The sequence below is a fragment of the Enterobacter adelaidei genome (assembly GCF_041937165.1).
GTDB lineage: Bacteria > Pseudomonadota > Gammaproteobacteria > Enterobacterales > Enterobacteriaceae > Enterobacter > Enterobacter adelaidei.
In genome coordinates, this window is sequence record NZ_CP154353.1 from 1,664,638 (window position 1) to 1,684,127 (window position 19,490).

The following is a 19,490-nucleotide window of genomic DNA, read 5'->3' on the forward strand; positions in this document are numbered from 1 at the left end:
CGGAGCCTTATTAGCACAGCGTTAGCCGATTGTCATCAGGCTGGCGTTACCCCCTGCGGCGGCGGTGTTGACGCTGAGTGAGCGCTCAACGTACAGACGCTCCAGCAACAGGTTGGTTTCACCGCGGGCGAAGCCCTGCACCGAAACAATCGCCCCGCTGCGGGCTGCAACCTGCTCGCACAGTTCACGGAGCTGGTCAGAATCACCGTGGTAGATAACGGCGTCAAACGGCTGCGTCAGCAATGCATCCGCTTTCGCGAAGTGAATGCGGGACGAGACCGCTTTCGGCAGCTGTTTAGCCAGGTCGCGATGCAGCGCATCTTCCGGCCACAGCACTTCACAACCGGTCGCCGCGGCAGCAGCCAGCTGCACCAGCGCATCCTGCTCGTTATCCGCCACGCACAGCACGCGCTCACGCGGCATCAGCGTCCAGGTGTTGCGCTCGCCGGTTGGACCCGGCAGCAGACGCTGCGTACCTGCCTGCGCCAGCTCGCCATACTGCTGCGCGAGAGCACGCAGTTCAGGACGTTTTTCCGCCCACGTGATAAGCGCTTCCAGCGGCTGCGTCAGCACGGTTTTCAGCTGCGCATCCACCGGATAGTCTGCGTCCTGACGTGCCAGGGTGACGCCCAGCGCGTTCTCCGGACGGTTCGCCAGCAGACGGTACAGATAGAGCGGCCCACCCGCTTTTGGACCCGTACCGGACAAGCCTTCGCCGCCGAACGGCTGCACGCCCACGACCGCGCCAACCATGTTACGGTTGACATACAGGTTGCCCACTTTGGCGCTACCGGTCACCTGAGCGATGGTTTCGTCAATACGGGTATGGACACCCAGCGTCAGGCCATAGCCGGAATCGTTGATCTGCTCAATCAGCGCGTTAAGGTTGTTACGGTTGTAGCGCACCACGTGGAGTACCGGACCGAAAACCTCTTTTTTCAGTTCGTCGAAGCTCGCCAGTTCAATCAGCGTTGGCGGCACAAAGGTACCGGTGCGCCATTCGCGGGCATCTTCGCTGGTTTCACGTACGGCCTGGAACACCGGACGGCCTTTGGCACGCATGGTCTGAATGTGGTTTTCGATGTTGGCTTTGGCTTCCGCGTCGATCACCGGCCCGATATCGGTGGTGAGACGGCCCGGATTGCCCATACGGCATTCGGACATTGCACCGCGCAGCATCTTCAGCGTGTGGTCGGCCACGTCATCCTGCAGGCACAGCACGCGCAGGGCGGAGCAGCGCTGGCCGGCGCTGTCGAAGGCGGAAGCCAGAACGTCAACCACCACCTGCTCGGTGAGCGCGGAGGAGTCAACGATCATGGCGTTCATGCCGCCGGTTTCCGCGATGAGCGGCGTCGGACGACCCTGCGCGTCAAGACGGGTGGCGATGTTGCGCTGCAGCAGGGAGGCCACTTCGGTCGAGCCGGTGAACATCACGCCGCGCACGCGGTTATCGGCGGTGAGCTTCGCACCGACGGTTTCCCCCCGGCCAGGCAGCAGCTGAACCACGCCCGCCGGAACGCCGGCCTCCAGAAGAATGTTGATGCCCTGGGCGGCAATCAGCGGGGTTTGTTCTGCCGGTTTTGCCAGCACGCTGTTGCCCGCCGCAAGCGCCGCGGCAATCTGGCCGGTGAAGATCGCCAGTGGGAAGTTCCACGGGCTGATACAGACGACCGGGCCAAGCGGACGGTGGGTTTCGTTATCGAAATCATCACGCACCTGGCCGGCATAGTAGTGCAGGAAGTCGACCGCCTCGCGCACTTCGGCAATCGCGTTGCTGAAGGTTTTACCCGCTTCGCGCACCAGAATGCCGATGAGCTGTTGCATCTGATCTTCCATCAGCACCGCAGCGCGTTCGAGAATGGCGGCACGCTCCTCTGGAGGGGTGGCGAACCAGATAGGGGCGTTATTTACTGCGCTGTCCAGCGCCTGATCCACTTCCGCGTCAGTCGCTTCACGCACGTAGCCGACGATATCTTTTGGCTCCGCCGGGTTAATCACTGGCTGCATTTCTCCATCAGCGACAGGTTGCTCCAGCATTGGTTTGGCCTGCCATTTCTGCAGCGCGCTATTGAGCAGGGCAGAGGAGAGGGACGCCAGACGGTGTTCGTTGGCGAGATCCAGACCTGCCGAGTTCACGCGGCCTTTGCCGTACAACTCGCGCGGCAGGGCAATCTTCGGATGCGGCAGGCCAATCTGGCCTTCCTGCGCAGCCATCTTCTCCACCGCCTGTACCGGGTCGGCCACCAGCTCGTCCAGCGGCAGGGTGGTATCGGCGATGCGGTTAACGAAGGAGGTGTTCGCGCCGTTTTCCAGCAGACGACGCACCAGGTAGGCCAGCAGGGTTTCGTGGGTGCCCACCGGGGCATAGATACGGCACGGACGGTTCAACTTGCCGTCCGCCACTTTACCGGTGACCTGCTCGTACAGCGGTTCACCCATGCCGTGCAGGCACTGGAATTCATACTGGCCCGGGTAGTAGTTCTGTCCGGCCAGGCTGTAGATCGCCGCCAGCGTATGGGCGTTATGGGTAGCAAACTGCGGATAGATCAGGTTCGGCACGCCGAGCAGCTTTTTCGCGCAGGCGAGGTAAGAGACGTCGGTGTATACCTTGCGGGTATAGACCGGATAGCCTTCCAGACCGTCCATCTGGGCGCGTTTGATTTCGCTGTCCCAGTAGGCGCCTTTCACCAGACGGATCATCAGGCGGCGACGGCTGCGGCTTGCCAGGTCAATCAGATAATCAATGACGAACGGACAGCGCTTCTGGTATGCCTGAATAACGAAACCAATCCCGTTCCAGCCCGCCAGCTCTGGCTCGAAGCACAGTTTTTCCAGCAGATCGAGAGAGATCTCCAGACGGTCGGCCTCTTCGGCATCGATGTTAATACCAATATCATACTGGCGCGCCAGCAGGGTCAGCGTTTTCAGTCGTGGGTAGAGTTCTTCCATCACCCGGTCGTACTGCGCGCGGCTGTAGCGCGGGTGCAGCGCGGACAGCTTAATGGAGATGCCCGGACCTTCATAAATCCCGCGACCGTTTGACGCTTTACCAATGGCGTGGATCGCCTGCTGGTAAGAAACCATATAGGCCTGCGCGTCGGCGGCGGTCAGCGCTGCTTCACCCAGCATGTCGTACGAGTAGCGGAAACCTTTATCTTCCAGCTTGCGGGCGTTTGCCAGCGCTTCGGCAATGGTTTCACCCGTGACAAACTGCTCGCCCATCAGACGCATCGCCATATCCACGCCCTTGCGGATCAGCGGCTCGCCGCTCTTGCCGATGATGCGGTTCAGGGAGCGGGAGAGATTGGCTTCGTTATGGGTCGAGACCAGCTTACCGGTAAACAGCAGACCCCAGGTGGCGGCGTTAACGAACAGCGACGGGCTGCGGCCAATGTGTGACTGCCAGTTACCGTTGCTGATCTTGTCGCGGATCAGCGCGTCACGGGTGGCTTTATCCGGAATACGCAGCAGCGCTTCCGCGAGGCACATCAGCGCCACGCCTTCCTGTGACGAGAGGGAAAACTCCTGCAGCAGACCCTGAACCATTCCGGCGCGGCCGGTGGCGGTTTTCTGGTTACGCAGCTTGTCGGCTAATTGATACGCCAGGCTGTGTGCCTGCGCGGCAATCGCTTCTGGCAGGCGGGCCTGCTCCAGCAGCATCGGAACGGCGTCGGTTTCGGCACGGCGCCAGGCGCCGGTGATGGCGGCACGGCTGACGGATTGCGGCAGGATCTGCTCGGCAAATTCAAGGAACGGCTGATGACTGTCTTCGCCCGCGATCGGGGCTTCCTCACTTTCATTCGCCGCGCCAGCCAGCAGGGCAGGCAGCTCTGGCAGACCGTCTTCACTCTCCAGTCTTTCCAGATAGTTAAAAATTGCCTGCTTGATTAGCCAGTGTGGTGTGCGGTCAATGCGGGTGGCTGCGGACTTAATCCGTTCGCGCGTTGCGTCATCCAGCTTAACCCCCATGGTGGTCATACCCATGCCAAAACTCCTGTTGTTCTTTAATAGTGTTCTGTCGTTAGCGTGAAATATCCACCATGTTGCAACTTTGTGCAACCGTGTTAAATGTGACCTGGTTTGCAACCCAGAAAATGAATGGATTGTTAATGAATGGTTAGCTGGAAAAAAGAGCTGGCTTCTGCATCGCAGGCCTGTTTTTATGCGGCGCTTAACATTTTTAAAAGGTGCAACCCGTATAAGTGTGAGCGAGTGCAACCTATAGGAAAGTTGTATCAAGCCAGGGATGAATTTGATGTAAATGCAGTGTTAAATCGTTTGTCAGCGGGGGGCGCATACGGCAGGATAGCGCGCCCAACGGAAACACAAGATACATTCACCACGTTCCGGTGATCATATAACAAGGCAACCCGGACGGTTGTCGCTCGACTTTTTGGAGAATTTGAATGGCTATTAGCACACCGATGCTGGTGACATTTCTCGTTTATATTTTTGGCATGATCCTTATAGGGTTTTTGGCATGGCGTTCAACAAAGAACTTTGACGACTACATTCTGGGCGGACGTAGTTTAGGCCCGATGGTGACCGCGTTATCTGCGGGGGCATCAGACATGAGCGGCTGGCTGCTGATGGGGTTACCAGGCGCGATTTTCATCTCCGGTATTTCAGAAAGCTGGATTGCCATCGGCCTGACTGTCGGGGCATGGATCAACTGGAAACTGGTGGCAGGCCGTCTGCGTGTGCATACCGAGGCCAATAATAACGCCCTGACGTTGCCGGATTACTTCACCGGACGCTTTGAAGATAACAGCCGCATCCTGCGCATTATCTCTGCGGTGGTTATTCTGCTGTTCTTCACCATCTACTGTGCCTCCGGCATTGTGGCGGGCGCGCGTCTGTTCGAAAGCACCTTCGGCATGAGCTACGAAACCGCCCTCTGGGCCGGTGCTGCGGCGACTATCCTGTATACCTTCGTGGGCGGTTTCCTGGCCGTAAGCTGGACAGACACCGTGCAGGCGAGCCTGATGATCTTCGCCCTGATCCTGACCCCGGTGATTGTTATTTTCACCGTTGGCGGCTTTGCCGATTCGCTGGAAGTGATCAAACAGAAGAGCATTGAAAACGTCGACATGCTGAAAGGGTTGAACTTCGTTGCCATCGTGTCGCTGATGGGCTGGGGGCTGGGTTACTTCGGTCAGCCGCATATCCTGGCGCGCTTTATGGCCGCGGACTCTCACCACACCATCGTGCATGCGCGTCGTATCAGTATGACGTGGATGATCCTGTGTCTGGCGGGGGCGTGTGCGGTAGGCTTCTTCGGTATCGCGTACTTTAATAACAACCCGGCGCAGGCGGGAGCCGTTAACCAGAACGCCGAGCGCGTGTTTATCGAGCTGGCGCAGATTCTGTTTAACCCGTGGATTGCCGGTATTCTGCTCTCCGCGATCCTGGCGGCAGTGATGTCTACCCTGAGCTGTCAGCTGCTGGTCTGCTCCAGTGCCATCACCGAAGACCTGTACAAAGCTTTCCTGCGCAAAGGTGCAAGCCAGAAAGAGCTGGTGTGGGTAGGGCGCTTTATGGTTCTGCTGGTGGCGCTGGTGGCGATTGCACTGGCGGCCAACCCGGAAAACCGCGTGCTGGGCCTCGTGAGCTACGCATGGGCGGGCTTTGGTGCGGCATTTGGTCCGGTAGTGCTCTTCTCCGTCATGTGGTCACATATGACCCGTAACGGCGCGCTGGCGGGAATGATTATCGGTGCACTGACCGTTATCGTCTGGAAACAGTTCGCATGGCTGGGCTTGTACGAAATCATACCGGGCTTCATTTTCGGCAGCATTGGTATTGTGGTCTTCAGCCTGCTGGGTAAAGCGCCGTCCGCCTCCATGCAGAAACGCTTTGCTGAAGCAGATGCGCATTACCGCTCTGCACCACCGACTAAGCTGCAGCCGGAATAATTTTTCCCTCGGAACACTGAAGGCCGGGCAAGCGCTAGCGCTGCCCGGCTTTTTTCTTGCCAAAATCCGTAATTTCCTGTGATATCCATGTGCTTATAACAATGAGGATAGCGAAGCATGACAATCAAAACAGGGGTAATGGCAGCGGCATTATTGATGCTGGCTGGCTGCACTGCGCCATCGCAACACGCGGCGGTAGAGACCTGCAAAGCGGATAACCAGATGCAGCAAACCACGCTCTATTTCGGACTGAACCGTCCGGCTGGGGCGCAGATCACCAGTAACGAGTGGCAGCAGTTTGTTGATCAGGACGTTACACCGCGTTTTCGTGACGGTCTGACGGTATTTGATGCGCGTGGGCAGTGGTTGGGGAACGACGGGAAAGTGGCGCGTGAACCGAGTAAAGCATTGATGCTGATCCACGGTAAAGATGCGCAGAGTGAAAAGAACATCGAAGCGTTACGCGGGATTTATAAATCCCGCTTCGCGCAGGAATCGGTGATGCGTGTCGACCAGCCGGTTTGCGTGCAGTTTTAATCGCAACGGCGGGATATCCCGCCGTTCTCATTTACAACACTAAACCCGCAAAACTCGCGGACAGCAGACTCACCAGCGTCGCGCCATACACCAGACGCAAACCAAAACGTGACACCACGTTCCCCTGCTGCTCGTTCAGGCCTTTAATCGCCCCGGCCACAATGCCGATGGATGCAAAGTTCGCGAACGACACCAGGAAGATGGACAAAATGCCCAGCCCGCGCGGTGACATCTCATGGGCGATTTTTTGCAGCTCAATCATCGCCACAAATTCATTCGCCACCAGTTTGGTTGCCATAATACTGCCCGCATTTAAGGCATCGCTCAGAGGAATGCCCACCAGCCACGCCAGGGGATAAAATACATACCCCAGGATTTGCTGGAAGCTCATGCCAAACAGGCTGGAGAAGAGGGCGTTAACGGCACTAATAAGGGCAATAAAGCCAATCAGCATCGCCAGAATAATCATCGCCACTTTAAAACCAGCCAGAATATACTCGCCGAGCATTTCGAAGAAGCTCTGAGATTCATGCAGTTTTTCAAGTTTGATATCCGGCTCCGCTTCCGGGCGCGCCGGGTTGATGACGGAGAGAATAATAAAAGTGCTGAACATGTTCAGAATCAGCGCCGCCACCACAAATTTGGCATCGAGCATGGTCATATAGGCGCCAACAATCGACAAAGAGACCGTCGACATGGCTGTAGCCGCCATCGTGAAGAGACGACGTGAGGAGAGATCGCCCAGCACGCCTTTGTAGGCAATGAAGTTTTCAGACTGGCCGAGGATCAATGAACTCACCGCATTAAAGGATTCCAGCTTGCCCATACCGTTCAGTTTTGACAGCAGCGTGCCGATCACCCGAATAAATATCGGCAGAATTCGCCAGTGTTGCAGAATACCGATCAGCGCGGAAATAAAAATAATCGGGCAAAGTACGCCGAGGAAAATGAACGCCAGCCCTTTTTCACCCATTCCGCCAAAGACAAAATTGGTGCCTTCGGCAGCAAATTTCAGCAGTGATTCAAAGAACCCTGAGACGTATTTAATCAGGAATAACCCGCTTTCGGCGTGCAGGAAAAAGAACGCCAGAGCAATCTCAATGACAATCAGCTGTAAAACAAAACGAATGCGAACTTTTCGGCGGTCGAAACTCACCAGCCAGGCCAGCGCAAGAATAATCACCAGCGCCAGCAGGAAATGGACAATCTTAAACATAATTAATTTTCACCAGGTGTTTGAGGCAGGTATTTAGCCACAGCCCTGATTAACCGTAAATGGGCATTTTCGTTATAACTTATAAACTTAACGATAACGACGGCAACTATTACCAGACTTTGCGTTTACAACTCGTCATCAAAACAACACACATTTCGCTTGTTTTTCTCTTCGCCGTAATGATAATCACTATCACAAGAATTTACCTTTCTTTGCATCAGTTGACTGCGATAAACATTTAAGGTGTCGGCATGTTTGTTCCATTTCTCATTATGTTGCGTGAAGGGCTCGAAGCTGCCCTCATCGTCAGTCTCATCGCCAGTTATCTGAAGCGAACCCAGCGTGGACGCTGGATTGGCGTCATGTGGGTGGGGGTGTTCCTTGCCGCGGCGCTCTGTCTGGGCCTGGGCATCCTGATCAATGAAACCACCGGTGAATTCCCGCAGAAAGAGCAGGAGCTGTTTGAAGGTATCGTTGCGGTGATCGCGGTGGTGATCCTCACCTGGATGGTGTTCTGGATGCGTAAAGTCTCCCGTAACGTAAAGGTACAGCTGGAGCAGGCGGTGGATAACGCCCTGCAAAAGAGCAATAACCACGGCTGGGCGCTGATCATGATGGTCTTTTTCGCCGTCGCGCGTGAAGGCCTGGAGTCCGTTTTCTTCCTGCTGGCGGCGTTTCAGCAGGATGTCGGCATTTGGCCGCCGTTAGGTGCGATGCTGGGCCTTGCTACGGCTGTGGTGCTGGGTTTCCTGCTCTACTGGGGAGGCATTCGCCTTAACCTGGGGGCCTTCTTCAAGTGGACGAGTCTGTTTATTCTGCTGGTGGCGGCAGGGCTGGCCGCAGGGGCGATTCGCGCCTTCCATGAAGCGGGCCTGTGGAACCATTTCCAGGACGTGGCGTTTGATCTCAGCAACGTTCTTTCCACCCATTCACTGACCGGCACCCTGCTCGAAGGCATCTTCGGCTATCAGGAAACCCCGAGCGTCAGCGAAGTGGCGATGTACTTTATCTATCTCATTCCGGCGCTGGTGCTGTTCGCAATGCCGCCGCGTACCGGCACGCAGGCGTCGCGCGTTACACCATAATATTTACTTTAGTTACAACATACTTTTAAAGGGAAGAGCCATGGCAATTCAGTTCCGTCGTAGTGCATTATGCGCAGGCATCGCCGCGCTGTTCGCTTCTGCATTCTCCGCCTGGGGTGCGGATGTTCCTCAGGTTAAAGTCACCGTCAATGACAAGCAGTGTGAGCCGATGACCCTCACGGTTAACAGCGGCAAGACCCAGTTTATTATCCAGAACCACAGCCAGAAGGCGCTGGAGTGGGAAATTCTGAAGGGTGTACTGGTGGTGGAAGAGCGCGAAAATATCGCTCCTGGCTTCAGCCAGAAGATGACCGCCAACCTGCAGCCGGGCGAGTATGAGATGACCTGCGGTCTACTGACTAACCCTAAAGGTAAGCTGATCGTCAAAGGTGAAGCAACGGCCGATGCGACGAAAGGTGCGGCGGTGCTGAGCCTGGGTGAGGCGATTACCGCATATAAAGCGTATGTCTCCAAAGAGACGGCCGACCTGGTTGCGGGTACTAAAGCCTTTACCGATGCGGTGAAAGCAGGTGATATCGAAAAAGCGAAATCCCTCTATGCGCCAACCCGTCAGCACTACGAGCGTATCGAGCCGATTGCCGAGTTGTTCTCTGACCTTGATGGCAGCATTGATGCCCGCGAAGACGATTTCGAGCAGAAAGCCGCCGATCCGAAATTCACCGGTTTCCACCGTCTGGAGAAAGCCCTGTTTGGCGACAACTCCACCAAAGGGATGGAGAAATACGCTGAGCAGCTGAACGGTGATGTGCTGGAGCTGCAAAAGCGCATCAGCGAGCTGGCTTTCCCACCGTCAAAAGTGGTGGGCGGTGCCGCAGGGCTGATTGAAGAAGTGGCCGCGAGCAAAATCAGCGGTGAAGAAGATCGCTACAGCCATACCGACCTGTGGGATTTCCAGGCCAACGTCGACGGTTCACAAAAAATTGTCGATCTGCTGCGTCCTCAACTGCAGAAAGAGAACAGCGAACTGCTGGCTAAAGTGGATGCTAACTTCAAAAAAGTCGACTCCATTCTGGCGAAGTACCGAACCAAAGACGGCTTTGAAACCTACGATAAGCTGACCGATGCCGACCGCAACGCGCTTAAAGGCCCGATTACCGCCCTGGCAGAAGATCTCTCCCTGCTGCGTGGCGTACTGGGTCTGGACTAAGCACGATGAATAAGCATAACGAAAGCGAGGTGATTGAGCCTTCACGTCGTCGGTTGCTAAAAGGGGTAGGGGCGCTGGGGGGCGCTCTTGCGCTGGCTGGTGGGTGTCCGGTGGCGCATGCGGCGAAACCGCAAAGCGCGCCCGGCACGCTGTCCCCTAATGCTCGCATGGAGACGCAGCCGTTTTACGGTGAACATCAGTCGGGCATTCTGACACCGCAGCAGGCGTCGATGATGCTGGTGGCATTTGACTCACTGGCGAGTGATAAAGCCGATCTGGAGCGTCTGTTCCGTCTGCTGACGACACGTATCGCGTTTCTCACCGCAGGCGGGCCGGCACCGGAAACGCCAAATCCGCGTCTTCCGCCCATGGACTCCGGTATCCTGGGGCCGTTTATCGCCCCGGATAATCTGACGATGACCGTTTCGCTCGGTGAATCGCTGTTTGATGCGCGCTATGGACTGGCAAAACAGAAGCCAAAAGCGCTGCAGAAAATGACGCGTTTCCCGAATGACTCGCTGGACGCTGCTCTTTGTCACGGTGACCTGCTTCTGCAGATTTGCGCCAATACCCAGGACACGGTGATCCACGCCCTTCGGGATATTATCAAGCACACGCCGGATCTGTTGAGCGTGCGCTGGAAGCGGGAAGGGTTTATCTCGGACCATGCTGCCCGCAGTAAAGGGAAAGAGACGCCGGTTAACCTGCTGGGCTTTAAGGACGGTACGGCCAACCCGGACAGCCACGATGGTGCGCTCATGAAGGAGGTGGTGTGGGTCACTGCCGATCAGGGCGAGCCAGCGTGGGCCGTTGGCGGTAGCTACCAGGCAGTGCGGATTATTCAGTTCCACGTGGAGTTCTGGGACCGCACGCCGCTCAAAGAGCAGCAGACGATCTTCGGTCGCGATAAGCAAAGCGGGGCACCGCTCGGCATGAAGAACGAGCATGACGTGCCCGACTACGCCAGAGATCCCAATGGCGATGTGATTGCGCTGGACAGCCATATTCGTCTGGCTAATCCGCGCACCAAAGAGACGCAGTCCAGCCTGATGATGCGCCGTGGCTACAGCTACTCTCTGGGCGTAACCAACTCCGGCCAGCTTGATATGGGGCTGCTGTTCGTCTGCTATCAGCACGATCTGGAAAAAGGCTTCCTGACCGTGCAGAAGCGGCTAAATGGAGAAGCGCTGGAAGAGTACATTAAACCTATCGGCGGCGGCTATTTCTTTGCCCTGCCAGGCGTACGCGATCAACACGCGTATCTCGCTCAAGGGCTGATTGAGGCCTGATCGCTGTCCCTGCGCCACGTTCGCAGGGACATTATTTTTTCATATGACAATTCTGTTGTTATATTTCTGTAATATTTCTGTATGAGACTGATTTCAACTGTAGGGACAGTCTTAAAGGTTGCAATCAGGTAAAATAAATGTTGCATTTATGATAACACCTGATGTAATTAAGATAAGACAGCGGTAGTTCCCGGCAGTGATGCTGAATCACTATGGAGATCGCGAATGGTTGCGTCCTGTACTGGACATGGTAAACACAACAACCGCAGCACCCGGCGCGGAGGCTCAGACTCCGGCAGCGATTTCCTCACCACTAAATTCTCCCCCCTTCCTCAAGAATCTCATTCGACCGACGTGCAGAACGGTGCGCGTAGCTGTTCCGTATCGTCATCCGATAAAGCAAGCAATGGCTTACAAGGAAGCCAACCCTCTGATGTTCGTGCGCATAATCGTGCTGAAACTGGCGCGTGTGATGAATACCAACAACTCAAGGTGCTATCCATGGGAAGACAAAAAGCAGTGATCAAAGCTCGTCGCGAAGCAAAACGTGTGCTGAGACGGGATTCACGTAGCCATAAACAGCGTGAAGAAGAATCGGTCACCTCGCTTGTGCAGATGAGTGGCGTAGAAGCAATTGGCATGGCGCGGGACAGCCGTGACAATTCTCCAATTGTGGCGCGCAATGAGGCTCAGGCGCACTACCTGAATGCTATCGAGAGTAAACAGCTCATCTTTGCAACCGGTGAAGCCGGATGCGGGAAAACCTGGATCAGTGCAGCCAAAGCGGCGGAAGCGCTGATCCATAAGGACGTGGAGAGGATTATTGTCACCCGTCCGGTACTGCAAGCTGATGAAGATCTCGGCTTCTTGCCCGGAGACATTTCGGAGAAGTTTGCCCCATACTTCAGGCCTGTCTATGACGTGCTGGTGAAGCGACTGGGGGCTTCCTTTATGCAGTACTGCCTGCGGCCAGAGATTGGCAAGGTGGAAATCGCGCCGTTCGCCTATATGCGCGGACGTACATTTGAAAATGCGGTCGTCATTCTTGACGAGGCTCAGAACGTGACCGCTGCGCAAATGAAGATGTTTTTGACGCGCCTCGGGGAGAACGTGACGGTTATCGTTAACGGCGATATTACCCAGTGTGACCTGCCATCCGGCGTGAAATCCGGACTGAGCGACGCTATGTCACGTTTTGAGGAAGATGAGATGATTGGTGTGGTCCGCTTCACCAAAGATGACTGCGTGCGATCGGCGCTGTGTCAGCGCACGCTGCAAGCGTATTATTGAGTTTGTTGTTCTGTTCAAAGCCCGGGAAGCCGGGCTTTGTTCTTTTCCCTTGTATGTTTAAAGCCACTTTAGCTAACGTCGTTAAATAAAACTGTCGTCATCATCGCTGTAGTCGTCATCTGCATCGTCGTTCTGCCAGATGTCGTTATTATTGCCGAACGGATCGTCCTGGTTGAGGAAGCGGGTGTCAGAGACATTATTAAAGTCGCCGTATTGATTACCGATAAACGGCTCATTACCGGCGGGCGTTGTCGGTTCTTCGATGATGTTCACGATCTCTTCCGGCCGCGACTGATGGAACATACTGGTCAGCATCTCGGCCAGCACGACGCCACCGGCCACGCCAGCGGCTGTTTGCAGCGCGCCTGCCATAAAACTGCCGCCGCGAGGAGCCGAAGCTGGCGCTGCCGCCCGTGAATAATCCTGCGCCGGTGGCTGTTGCTGCTGGGCATTCCAGCTGTTGTCCGGCTGCGGGTTGCTTTTCCCGCCACCAAACAGGCCGCCGAGGAAACTGCCGCCCGTCGAGGGTTTGCTTTTTTGCGCGGCTAATTCGCTTTCAAGCTCCTGAACCCGGGACTGTAGGCGTTTCAGCGCCGCTTCCTGAATCAAAATCGATTGCGCCATATAGTAGGGGGCCGCAGGCTGCTGTCTGACGAATTCCGCGATCTGACGCTCTGCATCGGCATCCCGTTGGCTGTTTTGTTGTCCGGTCTGTTTCAGACGTTCGAAAAGGCCGTTGATTAGCTGCTGTTCTTCATATTGCATGACAATAACCTTCCGCTCTCCAGGGGGGATACCACCTAGTTTATCAGCGGTGATAAACTGTGTCTGGAGAGTGAAATGTTTGTTTAAGATTGGTTGCAAGTTAGCTGAAACTCGCTCTGCTTTTGGGCGAAAAAAAAGCCCGTACTTTCGTACGAGCTCTTCTTTAAATATGGCGGTGAGGGGGGGATTGACTCGCTTTGCTCGCCCTGCGGGCAGCCTGTTCGCTGCGCTCTCAGTCTGTCCAACTGGCTGTCGCCAGTTGTCGAACCCCGGTCGGGGATTCTCATCCCCCCTGCATGAGTGCAACATGCGAAAAAAAAGCCCGCATTTTCATGCGAGCTCTTCTTTAAATATGGCGGTGAGGGGGTCTGCCATATTTACGTTCATTATCATTCGCATTAATCATGATTATTTCTTTATATACAATGTGTTGTCATTATTCTTTGTTCGCTGACGTATTGCTATCTTTTCGTAAATCCGTCATTTTATGCAGTACAGGATGCATTACAGAAGAGTGAGGGTTATGCCAAAGAAAGCCAGAGAACTGTCCGCCTTAGCCGTTTCCAGACTTAAAGCGGAAGGTCGCTATGCGGTGGGTGGTGTTGACGGATTGTATCTGCGGATCGCCGGGCGCTCACGCGCATGGGTCCTTTGCGTTGCGATGGGCACCCGAATAAACAGGGCAGGTAAGACCGTTCCCCGGCGACTGAATATGGGTCTTGGCCCGTATCAGGAAGTTTCACTGGCAGAAGCGCGTGATAAGGCGCGTGAACTGCGCAGGCAGATCCGTAATGGCATTGATCCGCTCAGAGAAAAACATGCCCAAAAAGCACATCAGGAAAAAACAGCCCGTAAACAGAAGACGTTCCACGAATGTGCGGAAGCCGTACTGGAAATTAAGGGGCGTGAACTGAAGAGCAAAAAGCATGTCGCACAGTGGCGCTCTTCACTGGAGACCTATGCTTATCCGGTTATTGGTCAGAAAAGGGTGGGTGAGATTACCAAGACCGATCTGCTGTCGATACTGGAACCCATCTGGTTAACCAAAAACGAAACCGCCAGCCGCGTGCGTGGTCGTATTGAAACTGTGCTGGATTACGCTAAAGCGAAAGAATACCTTGAAGGGGATAATCCCGCTGCGTGGAAGGGGATGCTGAAGCCGCTGTTGCCAATGCCAAGTAAGGTGCAGAACAAAAAACATCATGCTGCATTGCCGTATGGTGAACTTGGTGCGTTTATGGCTGAACTTCGTACCCGGACAGGCGTATCGGCCAGAGCACTGGAATTTTCCATACTGACAGTGGCCCGCTCCGGTGAAATTCGGGGAGCAGAATGGAGTGAAATCGATCTGGCGGCAAAAACGTGGATTATTCCGGCAGAAAGGATGAAGGCCAGTAAAGAACATCGTGTTCCGTTGTCTGATGCGGCGGTGGCATTGCTCAGAATGCTGCCCCGGTTTAAGGACAATAATCTTGTTTTCCCTGCTCCGCGCGGCGGGCAACTGTCGGATATGTCATTAACAGCGGTATTAAAGCGCATGGGCCGCAGTGATTTAACCCAGCATGGTTTTCGCTCCACGTTCAGGGAATGGGCCGGGGAGACCACATCCTACCAAAGGGAAGTGATTGAACATGCGCTGACCCATCAGTTAGCGGATAAAGCAGAAGCAGCCTACCAGCGCGGCACTCTGTGGCCCAAACGCGTTGCGCTGATGGATGACTGGACCGATTATTGCGGATATGAGCCTGTCGATAAGGCAGCATAAACAGAAGGGATGCGAATGAAAGCAAGTGAAGTGATGGTATCGGTAAAACGATGGTTCAGCCTGCGCAATTATGATGTTTTACAGGAGATTACGGCTGGCGACCTGAGCGATGAAATCAACCGGCGAGCTTCACTGCTACGGTATGATTTCGATTACGGGAATGATACCCGTCGCCTGCGATGTCTGGAGTATGAAGCCCGGATACTGGCGGGTAATCCCCTTCTGGTCAGTTCCACGACAAAAGCACCAACGGCCCGGAAAATCAATCCTCTCACTGATGCCAGCCTTCATGTCCGGCATATCACGGTCGCTGATATTGGTCGCTATGAAGCCCGGCTGCGTGAACTGGATATACTCCGGCGCGGTGATGGCTCGTCAGGACCCGTATCGAAAGAGGATGGCAGACGCAGGCTGACTGATATTGATGAGCTGAACGCCGATCACCCGCTGTATCTGTGGCTGAATATCGCCTTGCTGACTGATGAGGAAGTGGTGGAGCATGTGAAAAGAATGCTTCCCCAGTGGCGAAAAGAGTATGGCACTGGCGAACCGGCGATTAACACGTCCCGGTTTGGCCTCAGTACGGTGAAGAAGCTGATCCACTACAGGATTATCCCGATGCTGGATCTGATGCTGTGGGAAAAACGCAATGGTGCCCGGATCTCGTATGAACAGATGTCGAGGCTGCTCTATCCCGATGACTCGAACGTGATCAGGGGAGGAGCTCAGATTAAGGATACCGACAGGCCGCTTGCTGAAAGGGCGCTGACGCGTGAATTTGACCGTCTGTTTAACCTCTGGCTGAGCAAAAATGACTACCTTATGGACACGAAAATCGCTGATGTGATGAAGATGGATGAGGAGGAGACGGCCTGAGCTTATCCCGCTTCACGACGGGTCAGCAACGAAGGCTGGCCCCGTTTTTCAAACCCAGCGAAATCCACAAAATTTATTTTTCCCCGAAAACCGCACCCTTCTATTTTCCCGAAGAAAAGAGTTGTCTGATGTCTGCATCCGGCGATGTCAGTTCTGGCTACCATAGCTCCTGTTGAAACAAAACAGGAGATAAAGATGAAAAATAACACAACGAAGAGATTTATCCGCGTCCCGGAAGTATTAAGACGAGTGGGCTTTGGTCGAACCAAGCTGTATGAACTTATCCGGCAGGGCCGCTTTCCTGAGCAGGTGAAGATAGGGCCGAGGACGGTCGCTTTTGTTGAAAGCGAGATAGATGAATGGATTGAAGCCACTATTCGGAACTCACGCCAGAACGCAGCATAAAACATAAATACCGTTTCCGGGCGAATAGATGATTTTCGCTCAGGGACTCTTATTATCTTAAATAATAAAAGGGCAATATATGAAAATAGAACTTAATACGACAGAGCAGTTTATCAGTGAAGCCGAATGTTTGTATAACCATTATCTGAATAAACGACTACGAAACCAGCCTGTGCATTTCTACCACTTGCTGAAGAATAAGAAGGATATGAACGAAGTGATCGAAAATATTATCGATAAAACAAAGAAAAGTTTTTATGGGACTGAAGGTGAACAAGAAAAAGATCGAATATCCGGGAGTGTTAACTATGCGAAAGTAAAGCAACATCTTCGTCAGCTTTGGATTGTCTATAAGTGTGTATACCGCTAATACTCATACAAACATTTTGCTATTCCAACATTAAACTAAAGAGGAAATAAAAATGAATATATTTAAAAATAAATCTACTGAAATCTTTTATGTTGTGTCCTTGCATATCTACGCGGAGCTTTTTAACTCAAAGGACAAAACGACATCAAATATGATTATGACACATGTAATGGATCATGAGTTTGTCTGTAAACTAATCGATCTGGCGATGAGAAATGCTGAGAAGCATCTTCTGAAAAAAGCATGGAAAAAGAATGCTGCTGAAAAACTGTCTGAGGTGGATTTTAAAGAGGTTAAGCAGGCATTAGCTAAAATGCACTACACCGTTCTGGCGGAGTCAATATATTGATGTGTTCTGACGTTTATCTGCCCCTTCATGGGGCTGATAAAAAATCTGATATGAAGGCTAAAAACTAACAGTGAAAATGTTCTGACAAATATTTGAAAACATTATCCTGTTAAAAATACCCAATCCAAGGAGTCAAAATGATTGATGAATTTCATGTGATGTATATGTATAAAAAAATCCAAGCAGAAGCCGCAACTACTGACATTAAAACACTGGAACAGCTTTTGAAAAAGTTCAGGAGCGTAGTCAACGAACGTCGTGAAGAATACTATCAGGAGATTCGTGAGAAGAAGGCTCATAAGTTGAAAATGAAAAGAGCACAAAGATTGCTTGAGAAAATGGCGTGTGACCGAATTTCACCAGAAGATCTCATTGACTGATAAGAGTTTTGTATAATAATGTATCTACATCAAAAACATGGAGGTGGTTATGGGCTGGGAGCTTCACATAGTAAGAACAGAGAATTGGTTCGAGAGCGCAAGTGATCCAATAAGCCGTGAAGAATGGCAGTGTTCCGATTGGTCGTAACGTGAGCAGTTAATGGAAAGTATCGTAATTCAGATTAAGAGAAAACCCTACTTATGTTTGCATCGATTAATTTTGGGGATGAACCAGTAACTTTTAAATTCAAAAAGATCTTTATCTTTTTAGATTTAAAGATTATAATTATAGTATTGTACACAGATATATAATATGAAAAATGAGTAATAATAAAGAAGAAAACAATATAATAATGAATGAAGTGAAAGAGCTTCATGCTTCAATATTAGAAATCAGCAAATCATCTTTTGAAATAAAGAAATTATGTATAACAACTATAGGTATTTTTAATGGTTTTTTCTTATCTAAATTAAATTTTTCTAATGATGTTAAAAATACTGATATCGATATAATATTTACATCGATTTGTATAACCTTATTAATAACAATACTATTTCACATTACTGACGCGACAACGTATTTCTTTCAGCGCAAGAATAGAGAACGTCAATCTAGATTCAAACAACTCTTATGCGTTGAAAATAATATAGAGTTATTTTCATTAAAAGATACAAACTGGGTATCTTCTTTTTTTAACTCTAGTATGGTCATGTATATAACTATTTATTTAATGGCATTTGTAGCATATGTAGCATTAACTTATTTAACAACATCAATGGAAGTAATGCTGCTGTCAATATTTATATTCGTTTCATCGATTGTAGTCCTTCTTGTTTCAAGTAAAAAAAAAAGAGAATATTCGTAAGCTATACGACACGAGATAATAAATTAGATATCTATAGCCTGAAGGTCATTGAGGCGAAAATAAAGAAACTGGGTTATTCTTGTTATATAGATTTACTGCATAATACTAGTAAAAACAAGCAACAGCGGGTATTTAATGAACTAATATCATCTGATTATTTCATGGCTATAATTTCGGATAATTATCACCTATCTCCTTGGGCACAAAAGGAAATCACATTAGCACGTAAGTTAAAAAAACATATAATAAAAATTGACTATAGAAATGTATATAAGATGCAAAATAATCAAATAGCGATAAAACAATTGGTAACTCGTATGAAAATAAAAACCCTTGATTTATACAGTAAACTAATTTATGACAGATGGTATGATCATAAGTTTAAAAACAAACACATTGCCGCCATGTTTTTAATGTGTATTGATAAAAGATTTTTACTTGTATTATTGATCATATCACCAATGCTATTTTTTAGTTATCAAGATATGCAATCAAATATAGGTGCTTTATATCTGTCTATTACAGCAGCAGCTATATTTTATAGTTTATTTAACTTGTATCCTGAAATTTATGATAAGTTTAGATTGGGCCAAAATTGTTATATTGAAATAAGTCAGATTAAAGCAAGAAGAGCGAACCTTGTCATTTATCTACTGGGTATCGATGATAATTGTTTTTCTGATGCAGCTAATAGATTTCTAACAAAGCAAAGTTATCTGGATATTTTAAGTTCATTAAGATTTAAAAATAATTTTCAGGTGAATTATTCAATGTTCACCAGTTTAGGATTGAAATTCCCTTTAAGCGGTCAATCAAATAAAACCTTTTTAGAATACTGTATTAAAATTGCAAGAGAGGATTTAGACGACATACAAAAGATTAAGAGCATTCCTGATATTCATAAATTAAAATTGTATGATGCTATCATATACTTAGAAAGAGAACTGATTAGGTTTTTGGATTCCTCTAATAAAAACACTTTGCATGAAGGTGATGTGGTTGCTATTCTGATTCAGGCCGTTGATAAATTATCTTATTATTCAAACAAAGAATTACCAATGTATGTTGGTAATCGATTTACTCTTCATTTTACACCAACCAGAGATGAAATTTACGCAGCAAAAAGTTTGAATACTATTTATCATGAATTCACATGAAAGTTATAATGAGAAATCATCCAATGCCTTCTATTTTTAATGAAGGCATAATCAAGT

The 19,490-nt window shown here is 51.0% G+C and carries 17 protein-coding genes and 1 other RNA gene; 14 read left to right on the forward strand and 4 right to left on the reverse strand.

Annotation, left to right across the window (positions count from 1 at the left end; translation table 11 throughout):
• Positions 1-21: 21 nt before the first annotated feature.
• Positions 22-3,984: a trifunctional transcriptional regulator/proline dehydrogenase/L-glutamate gamma-semialdehyde dehydrogenase gene (putA, locus tag AAHF05_RS08070; RefSeq protein WP_332617437.1), complete on the reverse strand. Its 3,963-nt coding sequence runs from the start codon at positions 3,982-3,984 to the stop codon at positions 22-24.
• Positions 3,985-4,406: 422 nt separating this feature from the next.
• Between putA and putP the strand changes: the two genes are divergently transcribed.
• Together putP and AAHF05_RS08080 are read left to right on the forward strand one after the other, a co-directional pair.
• Complete coding sequence (putP, locus tag AAHF05_RS08075; RefSeq protein WP_129324468.1) at positions 4,407-5,915, forward strand: sodium/proline symporter PutP; 1,509 nt, start codon at positions 4,407-4,409, stop codon at positions 5,913-5,915.
• A 117-nt stretch (positions 5,916-6,032) separates the two neighbouring features.
• On the forward strand, positions 6,033-6,452 hold the full coding sequence (locus AAHF05_RS08080; RefSeq protein ID WP_028019107.1) for a DUF3574 domain-containing protein: 420 nt from the start codon (positions 6,033-6,035) through the stop codon (positions 6,450-6,452).
• 31 nt (positions 6,453-6,483) lie between these two features.
• Here the strand turns inward: AAHF05_RS08080 and AAHF05_RS08085 are convergent, their stop codons facing one another.
• Positions 6,484-7,668: a NupC/NupG family nucleoside CNT transporter gene (locus AAHF05_RS08085; protein ID WP_028019106.1), complete on the reverse strand. Its 1,185-nt coding sequence runs from the start codon at positions 7,666-7,668 to the stop codon at positions 6,484-6,486.
• Between the two features lie 251 nt (positions 7,669-7,919).
• Between AAHF05_RS08085 and efeU the strand changes: the two genes are divergently transcribed.
• The 4 genes from efeU to phoH all read left to right on the forward strand — a co-directional run bounded on the left by efeU (position 7,920) and on the right by phoH (position 12,500).
• Positions 7,920-8,753: an iron uptake transporter permease EfeU gene (gene efeU / locus AAHF05_RS08090; RefSeq protein WP_129324469.1), complete on the forward strand. Its 834-nt coding sequence runs from the start codon at positions 7,920-7,922 to the stop codon at positions 8,751-8,753.
• 40 nt (positions 8,754-8,793) lie between these two features.
• On the forward strand, positions 8,794-9,921 hold the full coding sequence (gene efeO, locus AAHF05_RS08095) for an iron uptake system protein EfeO (RefSeq protein WP_128348386.1): 1,128 nt from the start codon (positions 8,794-8,796) through the stop codon (positions 9,919-9,921).
• 5 nt (positions 9,922-9,926) lie between these two features.
• Positions 9,927-11,210 (forward strand): iron uptake transporter deferrochelatase/peroxidase subunit, encoded by a 1,284-nt coding sequence (gene efeB, locus AAHF05_RS08100; RefSeq protein ID WP_129324470.1) that lies wholly within the window; start codon positions 9,927-9,929, stop codon positions 11,208-11,210.
• A 501-nt stretch (positions 11,211-11,711) separates the two neighbouring features.
• On the forward strand, positions 11,712-12,500 hold the full coding sequence (gene phoH, locus AAHF05_RS08105) for a phosphate starvation-inducible protein PhoH (RefSeq protein ID WP_008503509.1): 789 nt from the start codon (positions 11,712-11,714) through the stop codon (positions 12,498-12,500).
• A gap of 81 nt (positions 12,501-12,581) precedes the next feature.
• Here the strand turns inward: phoH and AAHF05_RS08110 are convergent, their stop codons facing one another.
• Both AAHF05_RS08110 and AAHF05_RS08115 read right to left on the reverse strand, forming a co-directional pair.
• Complete coding sequence (locus tag AAHF05_RS08110; protein WP_129324471.1) at positions 12,582-13,265, reverse strand: DUF2076 domain-containing protein; 684 nt, start codon at positions 13,263-13,265, stop codon at positions 12,582-12,584.
• Positions 13,266-13,435: 170 nt separating this feature from the next.
• Positions 13,436-13,572: non-coding RNA, RtT sRNA (locus AAHF05_RS08115), on the reverse strand.
• Between the two features lie 216 nt (positions 13,573-13,788).
• Here AAHF05_RS08115 and AAHF05_RS08120 point away from each other — a divergent pair.
• The 8 genes from AAHF05_RS08120 (at position 13,789) to AAHF05_RS08155 (ending at position 19,433) form a co-directional block, all read left to right on the forward strand.
• Positions 13,789-15,030 carry a site-specific integrase gene (locus tag AAHF05_RS08120; protein WP_129324472.1) on the forward strand — a complete coding sequence of 414 codons (1,242 nt, stop codon included), beginning with the start codon at positions 13,789-13,791 and terminating at the stop codon, positions 15,028-15,030.
• 15 nt (positions 15,031-15,045) lie between these two features.
• A complete protein-coding gene (locus AAHF05_RS08125; protein WP_129324473.1) occupies positions 15,046-15,906 on the forward strand; it encodes a DUF6387 family protein in 861 nt (286 codons plus the stop codon).
• Positions 15,907-16,101: 195 nt separating this feature from the next.
• Positions 16,102-16,311, forward strand: a complete 210-nt coding sequence (locus AAHF05_RS08130) for an AlpA family transcriptional regulator (protein ID WP_079811380.1) — start codon at positions 16,102-16,104, stop codon at positions 16,309-16,311.
• A gap of 79 nt (positions 16,312-16,390) precedes the next feature.
• A complete protein-coding gene (locus AAHF05_RS08135; protein WP_129324474.1) occupies positions 16,391-16,681 on the forward strand; it encodes a hypothetical protein in 291 nt (96 codons plus the stop codon).
• Positions 16,682-16,733: 52 nt separating this feature from the next.
• A complete protein-coding gene (locus tag AAHF05_RS08140; protein WP_129324475.1) occupies positions 16,734-17,030 on the forward strand; it encodes a hypothetical protein in 297 nt (98 codons plus the stop codon).
• Between the two features lie 137 nt (positions 17,031-17,167).
• On the forward strand, positions 17,168-17,410 hold the full coding sequence (locus AAHF05_RS08145; protein ID WP_129324476.1) for a DNA-binding protein: 243 nt from the start codon (positions 17,168-17,170) through the stop codon (positions 17,408-17,410).
• Between the two features lie 320 nt (positions 17,411-17,730).
• On the forward strand, positions 17,731-18,276 hold the full coding sequence (locus AAHF05_RS08150; RefSeq protein WP_332617410.1) for a hypothetical protein: 546 nt from the start codon (positions 17,731-17,733) through the stop codon (positions 18,274-18,276).
• A 47-nt stretch (positions 18,277-18,323) separates the two neighbouring features.
• Positions 18,324-19,433 (forward strand): hypothetical protein, encoded by a 1,110-nt coding sequence (locus AAHF05_RS08155; RefSeq protein WP_374936468.1) that lies wholly within the window; start codon positions 18,324-18,326, stop codon positions 19,431-19,433.
• The last annotated feature ends 57 nt before the right edge of the window (positions 19,434-19,490 follow it).